The sequence below is a fragment of the Thermosyntropha sp. genome, from assembly GCF_017656155.1.
Taxonomy (GTDB): domain Bacteria; phylum Bacillota; class Syntrophomonadia; order Syntrophomonadales; family Syntrophomonadaceae; genus Thermosyntropha.
This window is the reverse complement of the sequence record NZ_JACDOH010000008.1, coordinates 86,459-101,752: the sequence shown is the minus strand read 5'-3', so window position 1 is coordinate 101,752 and position 15,294 is coordinate 86,459. Positions and strand designations below refer to the sequence as shown.

The following is a 15,294-nucleotide window of genomic DNA, read 5'->3' as shown; positions in this document are numbered from 1 at the left end:
CGCCTATGTTAGTCTTTATGGCTTCAATTGGGTTGTATTCTGCTGCCGGTACCTGTTTTAAGGCTGCAGCATGGACTACATAGTCTACTCCGTCCATCGCTCTATAAAGTCTGTCTTTATCTCTGACATCTCCTATGAAAAATCTCAGTTTGGGATGATAATTAAATTCTTTTGCCATTTCAAACTGCTTCAGCTCATCCCGGCTGAATACTATGAGTTTTTTTATGTCAGGATATTTATTTAAAACTATTTCGCAGAATTTTCTGCCGAATGAACCGGTTCCCCCAGTTATTAATACTGTTTTACCATCAAACATATATATTTCACCTCAAAAAATTATCCTTTTTATATATTAATTTAACCGTTTCCTTAAAGCATCTTTTTTTATTATCAATATCTAAAACTTCAGGCAACTCATCTATAAGTTCTTTCAAGCTAATATGCCTGCAACCTTTTATAAAAGCCCCCCCTTGAGTAGCATTTATAAAAGTAACTTGACCATGTTTAGTTACATAATTTTCTATCCATTTTTTATATATAAATAAGTTCCTTGAAGTTTTTATTTTTCCTTTAAGAAAATAATCATCCACTTCAAGCAAATCGTAAGAAAATTCATTATTAAATTGTACAAAATTATGAGTTTCAGGATGATGAGTCATATTATTGCTATAAGCTAAATCTTGCCCAATAAAACAAATAGGATTGCCTCCAAGCTTAACCATCCAATCAAGTAATGCGGTTGCAACCGAACCACCTGTTTCAATAAGCTTCATTCTCATCTCAGCCGCTAATTCTTCCGCACTATCAAATCCCCTTTGCAGCAACATTATCTTTGGTCCAGGATATGCATCTATTACCATAGGGGCAACAGTGCCAAAATAAAAAAGAGGAATATCCGACAAAATCTTATTTTCAACATCTATAAACTGTTCATACAATTTCTCAGAAGGGTCAGTTATCATCACCATATCAGGAATAATACCTTCTATAAGCAAAGGTTTTAAGGCAGTTCCTACACATCCTATAAAAAACTTATTTTGAAGAAGTTTTAATATCTCAAGATTTTTGGATAAAGAAGGCCCTGCTGATGCCAAAATCATAGGCACATTATACAATATGTTATTTAAACGTTGTGTATAATCTAGCCGGGCTTTTATTTTATTTATGGAAAAATTATTATTTAACTGTTTTTCAGATGATATAAAGGAATTGATGTTTATGCGATATATCTGCAACAAAACTTTCATTTCTTCCAGATGCTCTGGAATAAGACTTAAAGACGGATTATAAACAAGTAAATAGCTATTTTCTTTGTCAAGGTCTTTCCAATGATCAATAATATATTTTTTATCTTCATTTACAAAAACAGCTACTCTTTTATTTTTTAAAATATCTTCTATCAAATTATTGGATTTAATAAAATCAAAAAACTGCTGGTTCCATTCCCACACTATAATATCCTGCTTCGTATTTTCGGTATGCTTCAATAATTCTCTTATATGGTATCCGCAACCTAATCCATATACTATAATCCTTCTGCAATCCTTTAGTTTATTAATATGATTTTTTATAAATCGTTCTGCTTCTCTTACCGGATTATAAAGACTATGAAGCCAGTATACTTTATTACCATCCTTAACCGCGCATGTAATGTCTCCGGATTTCGCCTTTTCTAATGTAAAAAACATATTTTTCTTCACACATCCTGTATCCTCATTTTGAAGTCAGTAATAGTGTTCAAGTAGTCGCTTAGCACTTCTTTTATTTCATATTCTAAAATATCAGCTAGCAATACATAATCCTGGTTTAGCATGGCTTCTTCAAAACATTTCAATTTATCATTCAATAATTCCAGCTCTATTTCGGTCAGATATTGAGAACCTAAAGATTTTATAGTATCTATAGCCTCTACAGTCCACATTATTCCTTCAATATAATCTTTTAAAATTAGAAATGCCTTTCCTTCATTTCCAGATTGGATATTTTCTGCCATATCAGAAGAAGCATTAATAAGTTTTGGCACATAATTTTCAAGGGATTCCAAAAGTTCCAATAATTCTTTCTTCATTTTACCACTCCATTAATTTGATCTGACAATATTCGTAGCACATTCTCCGTCATATTGTACAAAGTTTCATAGAAAAAATAATTTTCTTTAGCTATAAATTTATCATCTTCTATTTTTTCTGGGATATAAGAATAATTAAACTTGATTAATAAAGGCTGGCGTATAAAAAACAAAAAAATATCTTTATCCTCTATTTCTTTCAGTTCTTCATCAATTTTCTCCATCTTCTTAAGAAGTTTTTCTATCTTTTTTATTTCTCTACTTTCAACAGCTTCAAGCAACTTGGCTGCTGTTTTTTTCCCATTTAATGTTAACATTTTCAGGTGTTCCAATCTGTAAACTATTTCCAAAACATTTTCTTTAAGTTCTGCATCCCTGCAAAAATGATGCTCAGATAATATTTCTTTTATCTGTCCGGCAATATCACTTTCAGCTTTGCAGTAATTTTCTATAAAATCAGCAAATTTTATAGGTATCATACCTTTTATTTTAGCACCTTTTAAGGTGGCATTATATACCTGCCGATCTTTGTTACAAATCAAATAATTTTCAAACCAGTTTTTCATATCTAAATATACATAATCAGTCCACAGCTTACTGCCATCATTGGCTTCAATTTCAATCAATTCTCTCCCTTTTTCCTTAAACTCCTCCAATGACTTTCGATTTATATTTCCTTCCGCATGAGAATATCCATCTGTATATCCTAGATCCTGCCCGATAAAACAAACCGGTCCGTTTGAAACCTGCAGCGCAATATCCAAAGCTACATTAGCCACGGACAAACCTGCAACAACTGTTCCTGTTTCAAAACCTAATAACTCATTATACCAATTGGACAAATCCTTATGATAAAATTGAAATACTACCTTAGGCCCCTTATATTCTTCCAAAATTTTATAATGAATTTCAGGTGAATAAAAAAGCGGCACATCGTCATAATCAAGCTGCTTAAAATGCCGGTAATTTTGCATTCCTCCATCAATTGATACAATTATATGGGGTTTAATTCCATTCTTTTTTAATGTAGTGACTGCTGAGCCAGCCGCAATTATTACAGCCTTATTATACAAAGATTTTAAGAAAGGCAGTTCAGAAGTAAGCGAAGGCCCTGCCGAAACAATCACTACCGGACAGCTGAATCTTTGTTTAAAAAGAAGATACGGGCACGATTTAGCAGCTATAAACATATTGCGCAAATAATTGTTCTGCCACTGGGCAGCAAAAAATTTTACCGTATTTATATTAATCTGCTCAAATCGTATAATATCCTCAAATATTTTAACGGCTTCATTTGTTTGATGAGTAAAAATTCTCAAATATACCGGTGATATATAAAGCTTATAATCTGTTATCAAACCACCCCGTAAGACATCTAAAAAAACCTGTCTAGAAGCCATATTATTATCAGTACAACAAAATATCACTCTTTCATCTTTTAAAATTTGATTTATATTCCCATCCTGCACAGCCATATCAAATATCTCTTTTACCGGTTCAACCAGAAGCAGCCTCTCATTTTCTTTCATTTTAGAAAGCAAAGCCTTAGCTTGATAGCCTAAACCTATTCCTATCAGAATAAAAAGTTTTTTCCCTTCTTCATAAAATGAAACAGCCCATTTTTCCGCTTCAGCCTCAGGATTGTAACGGCTGTGGATATAAAACTGCTGAGAACCTTCTATAAATTTCAAGGTAGGTATACCTGCCCTGGATGGTTCCACTCGCAGCTTTAATTCATACCCTTCATTTGCTGTCTCTTGATTCTTCATATCGCTCATAAACTACCCCTCACATATAAATCAGAAGTCAGGATCAAATGAACCTGACTTCTGAAGCAAAACTTATTTTCTATTATTTTAGCGTAAGAGCTGCAGAACTGTCTGCGGAACCTGGTTAGCCTGTGCCAGCATAGCTGTTGCTGCCTGCTGCAGGATATTGTTCTTGGTAAATGCCATCATCTCTTTCGCCATATCTACATCTCTGATGCGTGATTCTGCTGCTTGCAAGTTTTCTGCTCCGGTATCTAAATTCCTGATAGTGTGTTCAAGGCGGTTTTGTACAGCTCCCAATTTAGACCGCATCGCAGAAACTGTTTCTATTGCAGCATCTATATTAGTAATTGCAGTAGCTGCTGCTCCATTAGATGAAACAGTATAAGCACCAGCACTTAAACCCAGTGCAGTAGCAGTCATGGTTGCTAAAGTAAGTGCTATTACTTGCCCTGAATTAGCTCCTACCTGGAAATTATATGTTCCATTCGTAGCTATCAATTTTTGCGTATTGAACTCAGTTTCATTAGCTATGCGAGTTATTTCTGAAGCTAATTGAGTTAACTCATCGCTAATTGCAGTGCGGTCAGCAGTAACATTAGTATCATTAGCTGCCTGAACTGCAAGCTCTCTCATTCTCTGCAGAATAGCATGGGTTTCATTTAATGCACCTTCTGCAGTTTGAATTAAGGATATAGCATCCTGAGCATTTCTGGATGCCTGCTGCAGTCCTCTGATTTGTCCCCGCATTTTTTCAGAAATGGAAAGACCTGCCGCATCGTCTCCAGCTCTGTTAATACGATAGCCAGAGGAAAGTTTTTCAATAGATTTTTGAGTCATCATGTTATTGATAGCCAACTGCCTGTGAGTGTTCATGGCCATTAAGTTGTGGTTAATTATCATTAAAACCAACCTCCTTGTTTTTTTTACGGCAGGAGTCCCTTCCCGCCAATTTTTTTGGAACATAACTCCCGGGATGTTATGTCCTTCTGTTTTATTTTATCGCATAAAAGAAGATAAACTTTAGAGTTTTTTTAGATTTTTTTAATCAAAATTCGTCAAGTTCGACCTATTAAGCTGCAAATATTATAAAATTAAAAACAGTTATTTAAAACTTCTATAATATTTGTTTTTTCAAAATGCAACCGCTGTCCACTGGATATAATCAAAGTATTCACTTTACAATCTCAGACTGCCGAATTATTTCAAATACTCCTTCAGTAAATTAACAGAAAAAACTCAACCGCCCGGCTAAATCCCCAAATTTCCTATCAAAATTAAAATTCCTGTCGGCAAAATGACTAAGTATTCTATTAAGCTGCCTGTGCGAACCAATGGTAGTGCCAGATTAATCGGGATCGGCCAGAACACTCTTACCCCTGCAGGATTTAAGATATCAAGGAGTATATGGCTGAGGTATCCTATCAACACCCCCAAAAGTATGTCATGTGGCAAAAAAGTGCAGAAAAAGTGTATGACAATGAGTATCCAGACGGAATGAAAAAGGTTTCTATGTCCGACGGTCTTTTGAATTACGTAAGATACCGGCCTTACAAGCCGGCCTATGGTTGATTGGCAACTATCTATATCCGGCAGCAGGGCAGCTATTCCTGCTGCGAATGCTGCCGGCCAGGATATAAAACTTCCCAGTGCCAGACCTGTTACAAAATGAGTTCTTCCCATCATACTGTTTTCCTCCTGTAGTGATTTCTGGACTGAATTTTCTGCTTTAATTGCTGTAAACAGGAAATGATTAAAATTCTCTGCAAATAAAAAAATCCCGACTCATCGGGATTTTATATTTTTATTCATGGTGGGTCGTACAGGATTCGAACCTGTGACTTCTTCCGCGTCAAGGAAGCACTCTCCCACTGAGTTAACGACCCGCTTCTCTTTGCTCATATATTATACCTGGGATAGAAAACAAAATCAAGACCTCTGTCTTTGCATTTTTCAATAAATAAATCCCCTTCTTTTTGAATATATATCTAAAAACAAAACAAGGAGAAAGTTATGATTATATATATAAGGAAAAAAACAGCCCTTTTTATGTTTTCTTCCCTTTTAATCCTGGGGTTTTCCTTAGGAGCCTTTCGCCTTGCAGTTCATCCCAACATGGAAAACTGGAAAAAGCAGCGGATAGTCATAACCGGTATAGAAACTAACGAAAAAGTTATTGCCCTTACTTTTGACGATGGGCCCGATACAGAAAACACTTCCCTTATCCTGGATATTTTAAAAAAACACGATGCAAAAGCTACTTTTTTTGTCTTAGGGCAAAGGGCGAAAAAATATCCAAATCTCATAAAGAGAATGGCGGAGGATGGACATGAAGTAGGCAACCACAGTTTTTCCCATCCTGACTTCAACCATAAAGACAGGAAATCTATCAGAGAAGAAATAGTCAAAACTAATCAGATTATACTCCGTTTAACCGGGAAGAAACCGCTTTTTTTCCGTCCCCCGGGAGGTTATCTTTCCTATGAGATGGTTGACCTGGTGATGAAGGAAAATATGATTATAGGCTACTGGAGCTATATCCAGGATCCTAAAGACTGGCAGGGAAGAAAGGGAGAAGATATAGCTGCTTACATCATAAACCACATCAAGCCGGGGCAGATAATCATACTGCATGATGGGGTACCAAACGGAGTGGAAACTGCACGGGCACTCGATATTTTTATCCCCAAGCTTAAAAAGGAAGGCTATCGTTTTGTGACCATGACCGAGCTTATAAAAGCAGAAAAAAGTAATAATGCTCTCCCTTAAGCATAAATTTTTAAAAAGATCTAAAAGGGGGAAGGAAAAGTTGCCCAGGATTTTTGGGTTTTATTATCTGCAGGCGAAGGGAAAAATCGCCCTTGTACTTGTGTTATCCGCGGTTGTTCTAATAAGCAGTGTTTTAGGGGTGCAGGCATACAACCGGCAAAAACCTATTTATGAGATAAGGACAGATAAAAAGATCGTGGCTCTGACATTTGACATAAGCTGGGGCAATACTACTCCGGAACCGGTTTTAGACATTTTAAAGAAACACAAAATAAAATGCACTTTCTTTTTATCCGGTCCTTGGGTTAAGCAGTATCCCGACATAGCAATGCGCATAAAAACAGACGGACATGAAATCGCAAGTCACGGACACCGGCATATTAATTTGAGCAACTTAAGCAAAGCGGAAATAAAAGAAGAGGTAATGAATGCACATAATGCCATTAAAGAAGCAACCGGGGTTGACGCCAGGCTTATCCGCACTCCTAACGGGGATTACAGCAATCATGTAATAGATGCTATTCATGAATGCAATTATGAGGCTATACAGTGGGGAACCGATTCTTTAGACTGGATGAATCCAGGGGTAGACACCATAATTGAGCGGGTAACCAAAAAGGCGCATCCGGGGGACATTATTCTCATGCACGCCAGCGACAGCTGCAAGCAGACTACCGATGCCCTTCCTATTATTATAAAGGAACTGAAAAAACAGGGCTATAAGTTTGTCACAGTATCAGAGCTTTTAAAAGAAGCGAAATCTGAGCAGGATAAAATAAATTAACGAAAACTAAAACAGCCATTCAAGGAATCCTTAAAATGGCTGTTTTTTTATTCATCTTCTTCAGTTTCATCGAACTCTTCCTCGATATGTTCGAGTCCGATGTCCCGCAAGATCTCATCAATCAGCCTGTAGTCCATTCCTTTCCCCCCTTTCCCACGGTGTATTTTATTCATACTACCACCATTATATGACTGAAATGTAAACTGTGTTTTAAAAGAGGGTAAGAAATGAACAAAATTTTATTTTACTCCGTGTAATCCCTATTATATACAACCCGGGGAATTTTATCAAGGGGCTCTAAAGGCGGAATATCTTTTTCTTCTCCTACCGCTCCCAGCTGTTTAAATTTGCGGGCAGATACAAGAACCCGGCTTTCAAAAGAGCCGACGGTTTTGTTAAAGGCATCTACCGTTTTATCCAAACCTTTTCTCAGATCAAGCAAGTATTCGGTCATAGTGTTAAGCCGCTGGTAAAGCTCTTTTCCGAGATTGCTCATCTCCTTGGCATTGTTTGCAATCTTTTCCTGCCTCCATCCGTAGGCAACCGCCCGCAAAAGTGCAATAAGGGTAGTCGGGGTTGCCAGAACTACATTTTGCTCTGCCCCGTATTCAATAAGGGAAGGATCAGCTTCCAGAGCAGCGCTTAAAAAAACTTCTCCGGGGATAAAGAGAACTACAAATTCCGGGGTTTCGGCAAGGTTTGCATAGTATTCCTTCCGGCTGAGTTGATTGATGTGGTTTTTTATATGTTCAGCATGGAGCTTTATTTTTTCTTCCCTTTCCTCTTCCGTCTTGGCTTCTATAGCTTGTAAATAAGCTTCCAGAGGAGTTTTGCTGTCTACTACTATCTTGCGTCCGCTCGGAAGCATTATGAGCATGTCAGGCCTCAGCCTTCCCTTTTCTGAGGTTAAGGTTTCCTGCTCCATAAAATCGCAGTATTCCAGCATACCTGCCAGTTCTACTACCCGTTTTAGCTGGATTTCTCCCCATCTTCCGCGAACCTGGGGTCTGCGCAGTGCACTTACCAGATTAGAAGTTTCTTCTTCCAGCTTCAGCTGGGTTTCTGCCATTTTCTTTACCTGTTCCATAAGACCGGCATAAGCACCTGCCCTCTCTTTTTCTAAAAGGTTTATCTTTTCATCGACTTTGTTCAAAGCTTCTTTAAGCGGGGATACCAGCTCTTTTATACTGTTCTGCCTCATTTCCAGGTCGGTTTTAGCTCCTTCCTGGTATTTTTCCAGAATACTTTTTGCCAGTTCCAGAAAAGACTGGTTGTTGCTCTTTAAAGCTTCGGCAGACAAGGCCTTAAAGGCATCCGAAAGTTTTTCCTGTGCTTCTTCCAAAAGCTTCACTTTTTCGATAAAATTTTTGTTTTCTTCTTCCAGTCTGACTTTTAAGGCAGTATTTTCGGTTTTAAGGATGGTGTTTTCATCCCCCAGGCTTTTAAGCTGATTTTCCGCCTTTTCCAGCAGAGATTTGAGGTTTAAAATCTGTTCTTCCCTGCTTTTAAGCTTTTCCCTTTCCTTTTCCAAATTCCCCTTAAGGGACAGATATCCTGCTATAAAACCGGCTATTATGCCTGTCAGAAGAAAATTTATATTCACCAGTTCAAAATGCATTTTATCTACCTTCCTTTTTCCGGAAAACATAATATTTTAAACCAGCAGTTCGTGCATTTTTCGCTTTTCTCTGGATAAAGGCTTACCGTTTTAACACTTTCTATTTCACTTCCATCTCTTACTTCGACTAGTTCCCCCGTTTTAAGATAAAAGATAAATTTGGTTATCTCTTTGCCCGGCATGATTTTTTCTACCGCCTTGCCATAGGCAGCAAGCTGGACATCATAAACTTCTCTTTTCTGCCCGGTTTTAAGATCAATTATGCAAGCCTTACGGTCATCTATCCCCAGTCCATCAATAAAGCCCCGTAAAATACAGTTTTCATCCAGCTTCATCAAAAACGGCACTTCCCGCAAATAAGCATAGTTTTCCCTTATCGCTCTTACCTCTTCATTAGCCAGGTAATTCTCAAAGAGTTTTAAGGCTTCTTTTTTATCTTCTTCGGTCAAGTCCTCATAGGCAGCTGTTATTTTTTCTGCTGTTTCAAGGCTGTCAGTCTTTTCCGCCAAATAATGAACGATATTGCCTAAGCTGGTTGAGGAAAGTCCTTTTTCTTCTTTTAACACTGCCAGGTTTATCTTTTCCTGATAAACCAAATAGGCGCTCTGCGGACAGTAATCGTATTCTGCCATGCGAGTGGGGGAAAGATAGTCAAAGTGTAAAGTTATAAAATCTTTATTTGAAACTGCTTTTATCGGCAAAGCCGGCTTTATCAAAGGTTGCTGGCCGGAAGCAGTCTTTGTAAGCTGTGGAATATCAAAGATATCTTCCACATATATTTCAAAATAATCGTTTGCCAGTATTCCTGTTTCACTATCCCCGTAAGTCATAGAGAGAAAATCAAGCCAGCTGGCAGGGTCTTTATCTTCCCCCGGAATGGACAGGGTTCCATCATCCCTGAATTTGCCAATTCCTGTAAGTATCAAAAGGTCGCGGGAGCGAGTCAAGGCTACATAAAGAAGCCTTTTGTACTCTGACAGGCTGTCCCTCTTTTCCTCCAGTTCCGCCCTCTTGCGGGTGCTTTGTTTCCTTTCTTCCCGGCTGGTTTCATCAGAGCTGAGCTTCAGAAAAACGCCATCTTCATCCCGCACCAGTATATTCTGCCTCAGGTCATCTTCGTTAAATCCCCTTTCCAGCTCTGGAACTATGACCACCGGGAATTCCAAACCCTTGGACTGGTGGACGGTCATCAGCTTTACCCGGTTTTCCCCTTCAAGCTCTGCCGATGCCTGTTTTTCCTTAATCTCCCTGTTCTTAGCTTCCTCAACATAATCCAAAAAATCCTTTAAACTGATAATCCCTTTTTCCTCCAGGTTAAAGGCTATATCTACCAGCTTGTTTATGTTGGCTGTTTTTTGTGCGGTTCCCGAATATCTCAAAGGGACAAAAGCCCCTTTAGTCTTTTCCCACAAGAGCCTTATAAGTTCTGCCGGAGCAAGACGGTTTTTAAGCTTTTCTGCCCAGGATAACACCTCTTCTGCCCAGATGAGCTTTTGCTTTTCTTCTTCATTAAGAGGCAGTCCTTCTATTTTTTGGAGGCTTTCCCTCAGAGTCAAACCTTGCCCTCGGTTTTTCAAAAGCCACAAGGTTTCGTTTTCCACCCGGAAGAAAAAAGAGCGCAGAGCTCCCACCAGGGCTATTTCATCTTCCCTGTCGCAAACTGCCTGTAAGAGCTTAAGCATAGCTTCCACTTCTTCTGCAATGAAAAAATCGCGGCTTCCTACTACATGGCAGGGTATCCCGTAATCCTTAAATATGCGTGCAAATATGTGCATATTGGCAGTGGTGCGGAAAAGCAGAGTAATGTCGCCATAACTGATATTCCGCATCACCCCGCTTTTTTCATCCCAAATAAGCAGGCTTTTATCATTTGTTATATTATGGATAATCCTGGTGATAAGGTAAGGCTGAATCTCTTCCTTTTTCATTTTTTTATCATCACAAATTCTAGTCAGATATACCATAGTCCGCCTGCCATCTGTAAACTCCCGCTCAGGTAAAAGCGGTTCAAAAGGTATCTTTTCATCTGCCATCACTATCCCGAAAAAATGGTTTATAAATTCTATTATCGGGGATAAGGTGCGGTAGTTTCGGTTTAACCCGGCATTTATACCACTTTCCCCCATTTTTTCTCCTACCCTGCCGAAAAGCTCGACCCTGGCTCCCCGGAAGCGGTATATAGACTGCTTGGGATCGCCTACAGTAAATATGTTCCGCTTGAAGTCATCGCTTAAAAGCCTGAATATTTCAGTCTGCCGGTAGTTGGTATCCTGGAATTCATCAACCATTATAAATTCAAACTGCTTGCGGTATTTTTCAAGTATATCAGGATTATTTAAAAGCATAGACAAGGTCTTTTCTTCTAAATCATCAAATTCCAGAAGGTTTCGCTTTTCCTTCTCCTCCACAATCTGATTTCTTATTTCCAAAGCTAGAGGCAAAAAGACTTTCTCTATAAGAGGAAAGTATTTTAGCTCCCACAAGGTTGCCTTCAGCTCACTAAGACTCTCTCTAAAACTGTTTACACTTTCTTTAACATTTCCTCTGGCATCCAGTCTATATTCCCCTAATTTTTCACAGGCTGCATAAACCTCTGCATCATAGCCAGGATTCGTCTTAATCCTGTCTAATACTGGAAGATACTGAGGGAAAACAGCAGCCAAGTTTTCTATCTTATTCCGGGTAGCTGCCCCTTGCTTAAGCTGTTCGGCTGCTCTTTTCATATCTTCTAGTGATTTTTCCATCTTTTCCACCAAATCAGGCAGGCGGTTTTTTGTCTCAGTATAAGCCATCTCCGTCTTTAGCTGCAGTTCTTCTATTTTAACCCCACGGCTGGATGTTGCAGCCAGAAAATTATAGAGATCGTCTAAAAGCCCTTTTATGCCAAAAAACTTCACATATTTCCTCAGGTAAGGATTATTTTTTTCCAGCATTTCATAGACTGATCTGCGTATTATATCCATCTTAAGCTTATAGGCTTCCACCTCATCTATAAGCCGGAAATGAGGGTCTACTCCGGCTTCTAAGGGATTTTCCCGCAAAAGCCTAGCGCAAATGCTGTGGATAGTGCCGATAAAGGCAAATGCCAATTCTTCCTGCAGCTTGTCTTTTACTTCCGGACGCAGTTTTTCATCTTCTATTATCCTTTTTCTTATCCGGTCCACCATCTCTCCCGCTGCCTTGCGGGTAAAGGTCACCGCCAGGATATTATTAACCCTTACCCCCTGCCAGAGAAGCCTGTAATATCTTTCCACCAGAACCCTGGTCTTGCCGGAACCGGCTCCGGCCGATACCTGCATGGGGTCATCCAGATGGTCAAGAATAAATTGCTGTTCTTCATTGAAAATAAAACTCATCTTATCCCCCCTAGCGGTAAAAACAGATAGATACAAATGCACAGTATTCGCAAGCACGGCTCCATGCCGGATGGGGAAGAGATGGGAAACTTCCCCTGATTATCTCCTCTTTTACCTCAAAGGTCTTTTTTTGTGCACTATTCAGCCAGTTCTGCCATAATTCTTCAGGTATAACTTCTGTTTTGCTTTTTTCCCCTAACAGTTCTTTTCTCCAACCTGCCCGGGGAAAAGCTGTTATTCCAGCACCTTTTAGGTTTATATAGCCGGCTCCGGCTACTTCCCCAAACTTTTTTTCAACTGCCATAATATACAGGGGAAGCTGCAGGCTAGCCAGATCTAGAGCCGCCTTTTTGCCCGGGATACTCCCTCCTGAATTCTTATAATCGTAAATGGCATATGCTGCTTTATCATCCCTGTAAATATCTATGCGGTCGATTATTCCGCTCAATTTTACGGGTTCCTGCTCTTTTTCCTCAAGTTCAAACCGGAATTTCCATTCCATATGGTGAGGCCTGAATTTTCCCCGCTCTATCTCACTCATGATGAGAGAAGTCAACCGTTCTGCCAATTTTTCTTTCTCAATTTCCCATATTGTAGGGTGGATTTTTTCTTCCGGCTTGCTTTTGTCTAACTCTTCCCTAACCTTCTCCCGCACCTCCTTCTCATCCAGCACAGGATAATTTTTCTCTTTCCACCAGGTGAAAACAGAGCACATTATTTCATGCTGCAATCTCCCTAAATACAGAGCTGGAACTTCATCTACGGTCTCTTCTTTCTTCTCCAGTTTAAGTTCATAAGCAAAGAAATACTGCAAGGGACACTTTATATAGCTGTCCAGCTGGCTTACCGTCCAGTCTGCATCACGGTATTTGGCTGCAAGATGCTTTAAAGCTTCCTCTGATACAAATTCCTCCTGCGGCTTGAAAGATTCCCCCTGTCTTATGAAGGATATGAATTCATCAGACATTCCCTCTTTTGCAAGATAGTCAGCTGTTTCTTCCAGATAGTATCCAGATAAAAACGCCAGGCTTTCCTCATAATCAAGCCAGGGTTCGCTTTTTTCCGCTGTCAGCTCATGATGTAAAACATTCTGCAGTGCTGTTATAAAAAAGGAAGGCAGGAGTTCTTCCCCTTCTTCATCACAGAATGGATAAAAAAGGATTATTTTTTCTTCCGCTGCTTTTAATGCCAGATAAAACAGGATTTTCTCCCGCTGGTATATATTACGGGAAGTAGGAAGATAAATCTTTTTCTTTTTCCATAATAATTTGCGCTCCTTATCCCTTATAACCCAGCTTCCTTCCGGTTTTAGGGGAAAAGTCCCCTCATCCATGCCTAATATGATAACAACAGGAAAGCTCAAACCCCTCATGTCCCCGGGAGGCAAAACCTTAATACCGTCTGGTTCCCCGGGGGAATAAACATAAAAGGTATTATTTATGTAAAGTTCCAAACGAGAGAGAAACTCAGATAATGTACATTTTTTATCTTCGGAAAAATCAGCATTCTTTACCTGCTTCAATATTTCGTTAAACTTTTCCAAAGCGCGCAAATCTCGTCCAGCTACCGCAAAACGCTCCTTAAGATTCAGGTTTTCAGAAAGGCAAAGTATATTCTCGATTAGGCGAATTTCCTGCAGAAGCTCCTCTACCTTTTCTGCTATTTCCTGATAAGTCCCGTTTTGCGGAATAAGGCTCAGCCTTTCTAAAACATTTAAGAAATATTCTATATCCTCATCTAATCTATCTTTGAAATTCTCTTTTAATTCTTCCAAAGGCAGTTTTATCTCTGTGTTTTTTCCTATTTTTTCTGCTAATCCTGATGGGAAAATAAAGCTTAGATTATCAAGTTCTGAGAAAAGAAAACTTTCCTCCATCTGGCTGCGGAGTTTTAAAAGGCTGGTTATATTTTTTACCAGCAGGCTGGTAGACAAAGGTCGTTTTACATCTAAAGCCAGGGGAATATCTGCCTTATCGCAAATTCGCCTTAAAATTGGTGCATATTTTTCAGGATAACGGCAGACTATAGCTATATCTTCTATCTTGCCTCCTTTTTTAAAGTGTTCTTTTACAAGCCTTACAGCTCCCCGAACTTCTCCTTCTTTTCCCTGGGCAGTAAAAAGCTCAGTGGAAGGTGAAACCTGCAAAGGATGCTCACTGGTAAAGATATAGCGCGAAATATGGTTTTCCTCTCTAGACATCCAGTTTTCATTTTCCCTGAATTTTGCGATATCAGTCTCCCCTGCCGGCAAAATGTAAAGCTCGCACTCTTTTGCCTTTTCGGCAACTGCCTTTAATATATCTTCCTGCACCCCCGCAAGGTCGAAAAACCAGTCGGCATAAAAATATTTCAGGTTTTTCAGCATATTAATTTTATCTTTCTTGAGCAGTTCAAATACCTTTGCATATTTGTCTTCTGCATCTTCTAATCCGGATTTTAAAAGTTCATCATCATATTTCTTATATATTTCCGCCATCCTTGCAAGATAAGAAAAATCCTCATCTCCACTTATTTCACGCAACTCTTCTGCAGTAATGCCGGCTTTTTTAAGTTCAGATACCGTAGCCAAAATATTTTCGGCAATGCCGTAGCTGTATTGGGGAAGTATTTTTCGCATCAACTCATGCCTGCCTATGTTGCTTATTATGCGCATGGAAATATCTTCTCTCCGCAGGACTTCGTCTATGAATTCGTCAAAGGTGTAGATATTGGGATAAAGCATGCCTTCTACTCCACCTGCTAAAAGCTGCCTTATAAAATAATCTTTAATTTCAAAAGTAGGAAGTATAACCAGATAATCATTCCACCGCTGTTTTTTTATGTAGTCCTTCACCCTTTTTAATGCTTCCTGCATAATAGCTCCCCTTTTAATTTATATCTTTTTTATTTTAACCTCCTGTTATGACATATTAATGTCACTTCAGGGAAAA

At 39.0% G+C, this 15,294-nt stretch carries 11 protein-coding genes and 1 tRNA gene; 2 read left to right on the top strand and 10 right to left on the bottom strand.

Features of this window, described 5'->3' with window-relative positions:
• The 7 genes from H0Z36_RS08630 to H0Z36_RS08600 form a co-directional block, all read right to left on the bottom strand.
• The coding region (locus H0Z36_RS08630; protein ID WP_296865499.1) for a polysaccharide biosynthesis protein at positions 1-316 on the bottom strand (316 nt) is incomplete at its 3' end.
• Positions 317-323: 7 nt separating this feature from the next.
• Positions 324-1,403, bottom strand: coding sequence for a 6-hydroxymethylpterin diphosphokinase MptE-like protein (locus tag H0Z36_RS08625; protein ID WP_296865497.1), 1,080 nt, complete (start codon positions 1,401-1,403; stop codon positions 324-326).
• Positions 1,404-1,696: 293 nt separating this feature from the next.
• Positions 1,697-2,068, bottom strand: coding sequence for a hypothetical protein (locus tag H0Z36_RS08620; RefSeq protein WP_296865495.1), 372 nt, complete (start codon positions 2,066-2,068; stop codon positions 1,697-1,699).
• Complete coding sequence (locus H0Z36_RS08615) at positions 2,065-3,846, bottom strand: 6-hydroxymethylpterin diphosphokinase MptE-like protein (RefSeq protein WP_296865494.1); 1,782 nt, start codon at positions 3,844-3,846, stop codon at positions 2,065-2,067. The genes H0Z36_RS08620 and H0Z36_RS08615 overlap by 4 nt, the downstream gene beginning before the upstream one ends.
• A 78-nt stretch (positions 3,847-3,924) precedes the next feature.
• Positions 3,925-4,740, bottom strand: coding sequence for a flagellin (locus tag H0Z36_RS08610; RefSeq protein WP_296865491.1), 816 nt, complete (start codon positions 4,738-4,740; stop codon positions 3,925-3,927).
• 348 nt (positions 4,741-5,088) lie between these two features.
• Positions 5,089-5,523 carry a metal-dependent hydrolase gene (locus H0Z36_RS08605; protein ID WP_296865489.1) on the bottom strand — a complete coding sequence of 145 codons (435 nt, stop codon included), beginning with the start codon at positions 5,521-5,523 and terminating at the stop codon, positions 5,089-5,091.
• 125 nt (positions 5,524-5,648) lie between these two features.
• Positions 5,649-5,723 (bottom strand) — tRNA-Val (locus tag H0Z36_RS08600).
• 127 nt (positions 5,724-5,850) lie between these two features.
• On the opposite strand from H0Z36_RS08600, the gene H0Z36_RS08595 reads away from it, so the two are divergent.
• Both H0Z36_RS08595 and pdaB read left to right on the top strand, forming a co-directional pair.
• Positions 5,851-6,606 (top strand): polysaccharide deacetylase family protein, encoded by a 756-nt coding sequence (locus tag H0Z36_RS08595; RefSeq protein ID WP_296865488.1) that lies wholly within the window; start codon positions 5,851-5,853, stop codon positions 6,604-6,606.
• Positions 6,607-6,646: 40 nt separating this feature from the next.
• Complete coding sequence (pdaB, locus tag H0Z36_RS08590; RefSeq protein WP_296865486.1) at positions 6,647-7,390, top strand: polysaccharide deacetylase family sporulation protein PdaB; 744 nt, start codon at positions 6,647-6,649, stop codon at positions 7,388-7,390.
• 244 nt (positions 7,391-7,634) lie between these two features.
• Here pdaB and rmuC read toward each other — a convergent pair whose 3' ends face one another.
• The 3 genes from rmuC to H0Z36_RS08575 are packed head-to-tail and all read right to left on the bottom strand — an operon-like array spanning position 7,635 to position 15,218.
• A complete protein-coding gene (gene rmuC / locus H0Z36_RS08585; RefSeq protein WP_296865485.1) occupies positions 7,635-9,008 on the bottom strand; it encodes a DNA recombination protein RmuC in 1,374 nt (457 codons plus the stop codon).
• Between the two features lie 5 nt (positions 9,009-9,013).
• Positions 9,014-12,364 carry a UvrD-helicase domain-containing protein gene (locus H0Z36_RS08580; protein WP_296865483.1) on the bottom strand — a complete coding sequence of 1,117 codons (3,351 nt, stop codon included), beginning with the start codon at positions 12,362-12,364 and terminating at the stop codon, positions 9,014-9,016.
• A gap of 10 nt (positions 12,365-12,374) precedes the next feature.
• Entirely contained in the window at positions 12,375-15,218 is a 2,844-nt protein-coding gene (locus H0Z36_RS08575; RefSeq protein ID WP_296865482.1) for a PD-(D/E)XK nuclease family protein, read from the bottom strand.
• Positions 15,219-15,294: the final 76 nt, after the last annotated feature.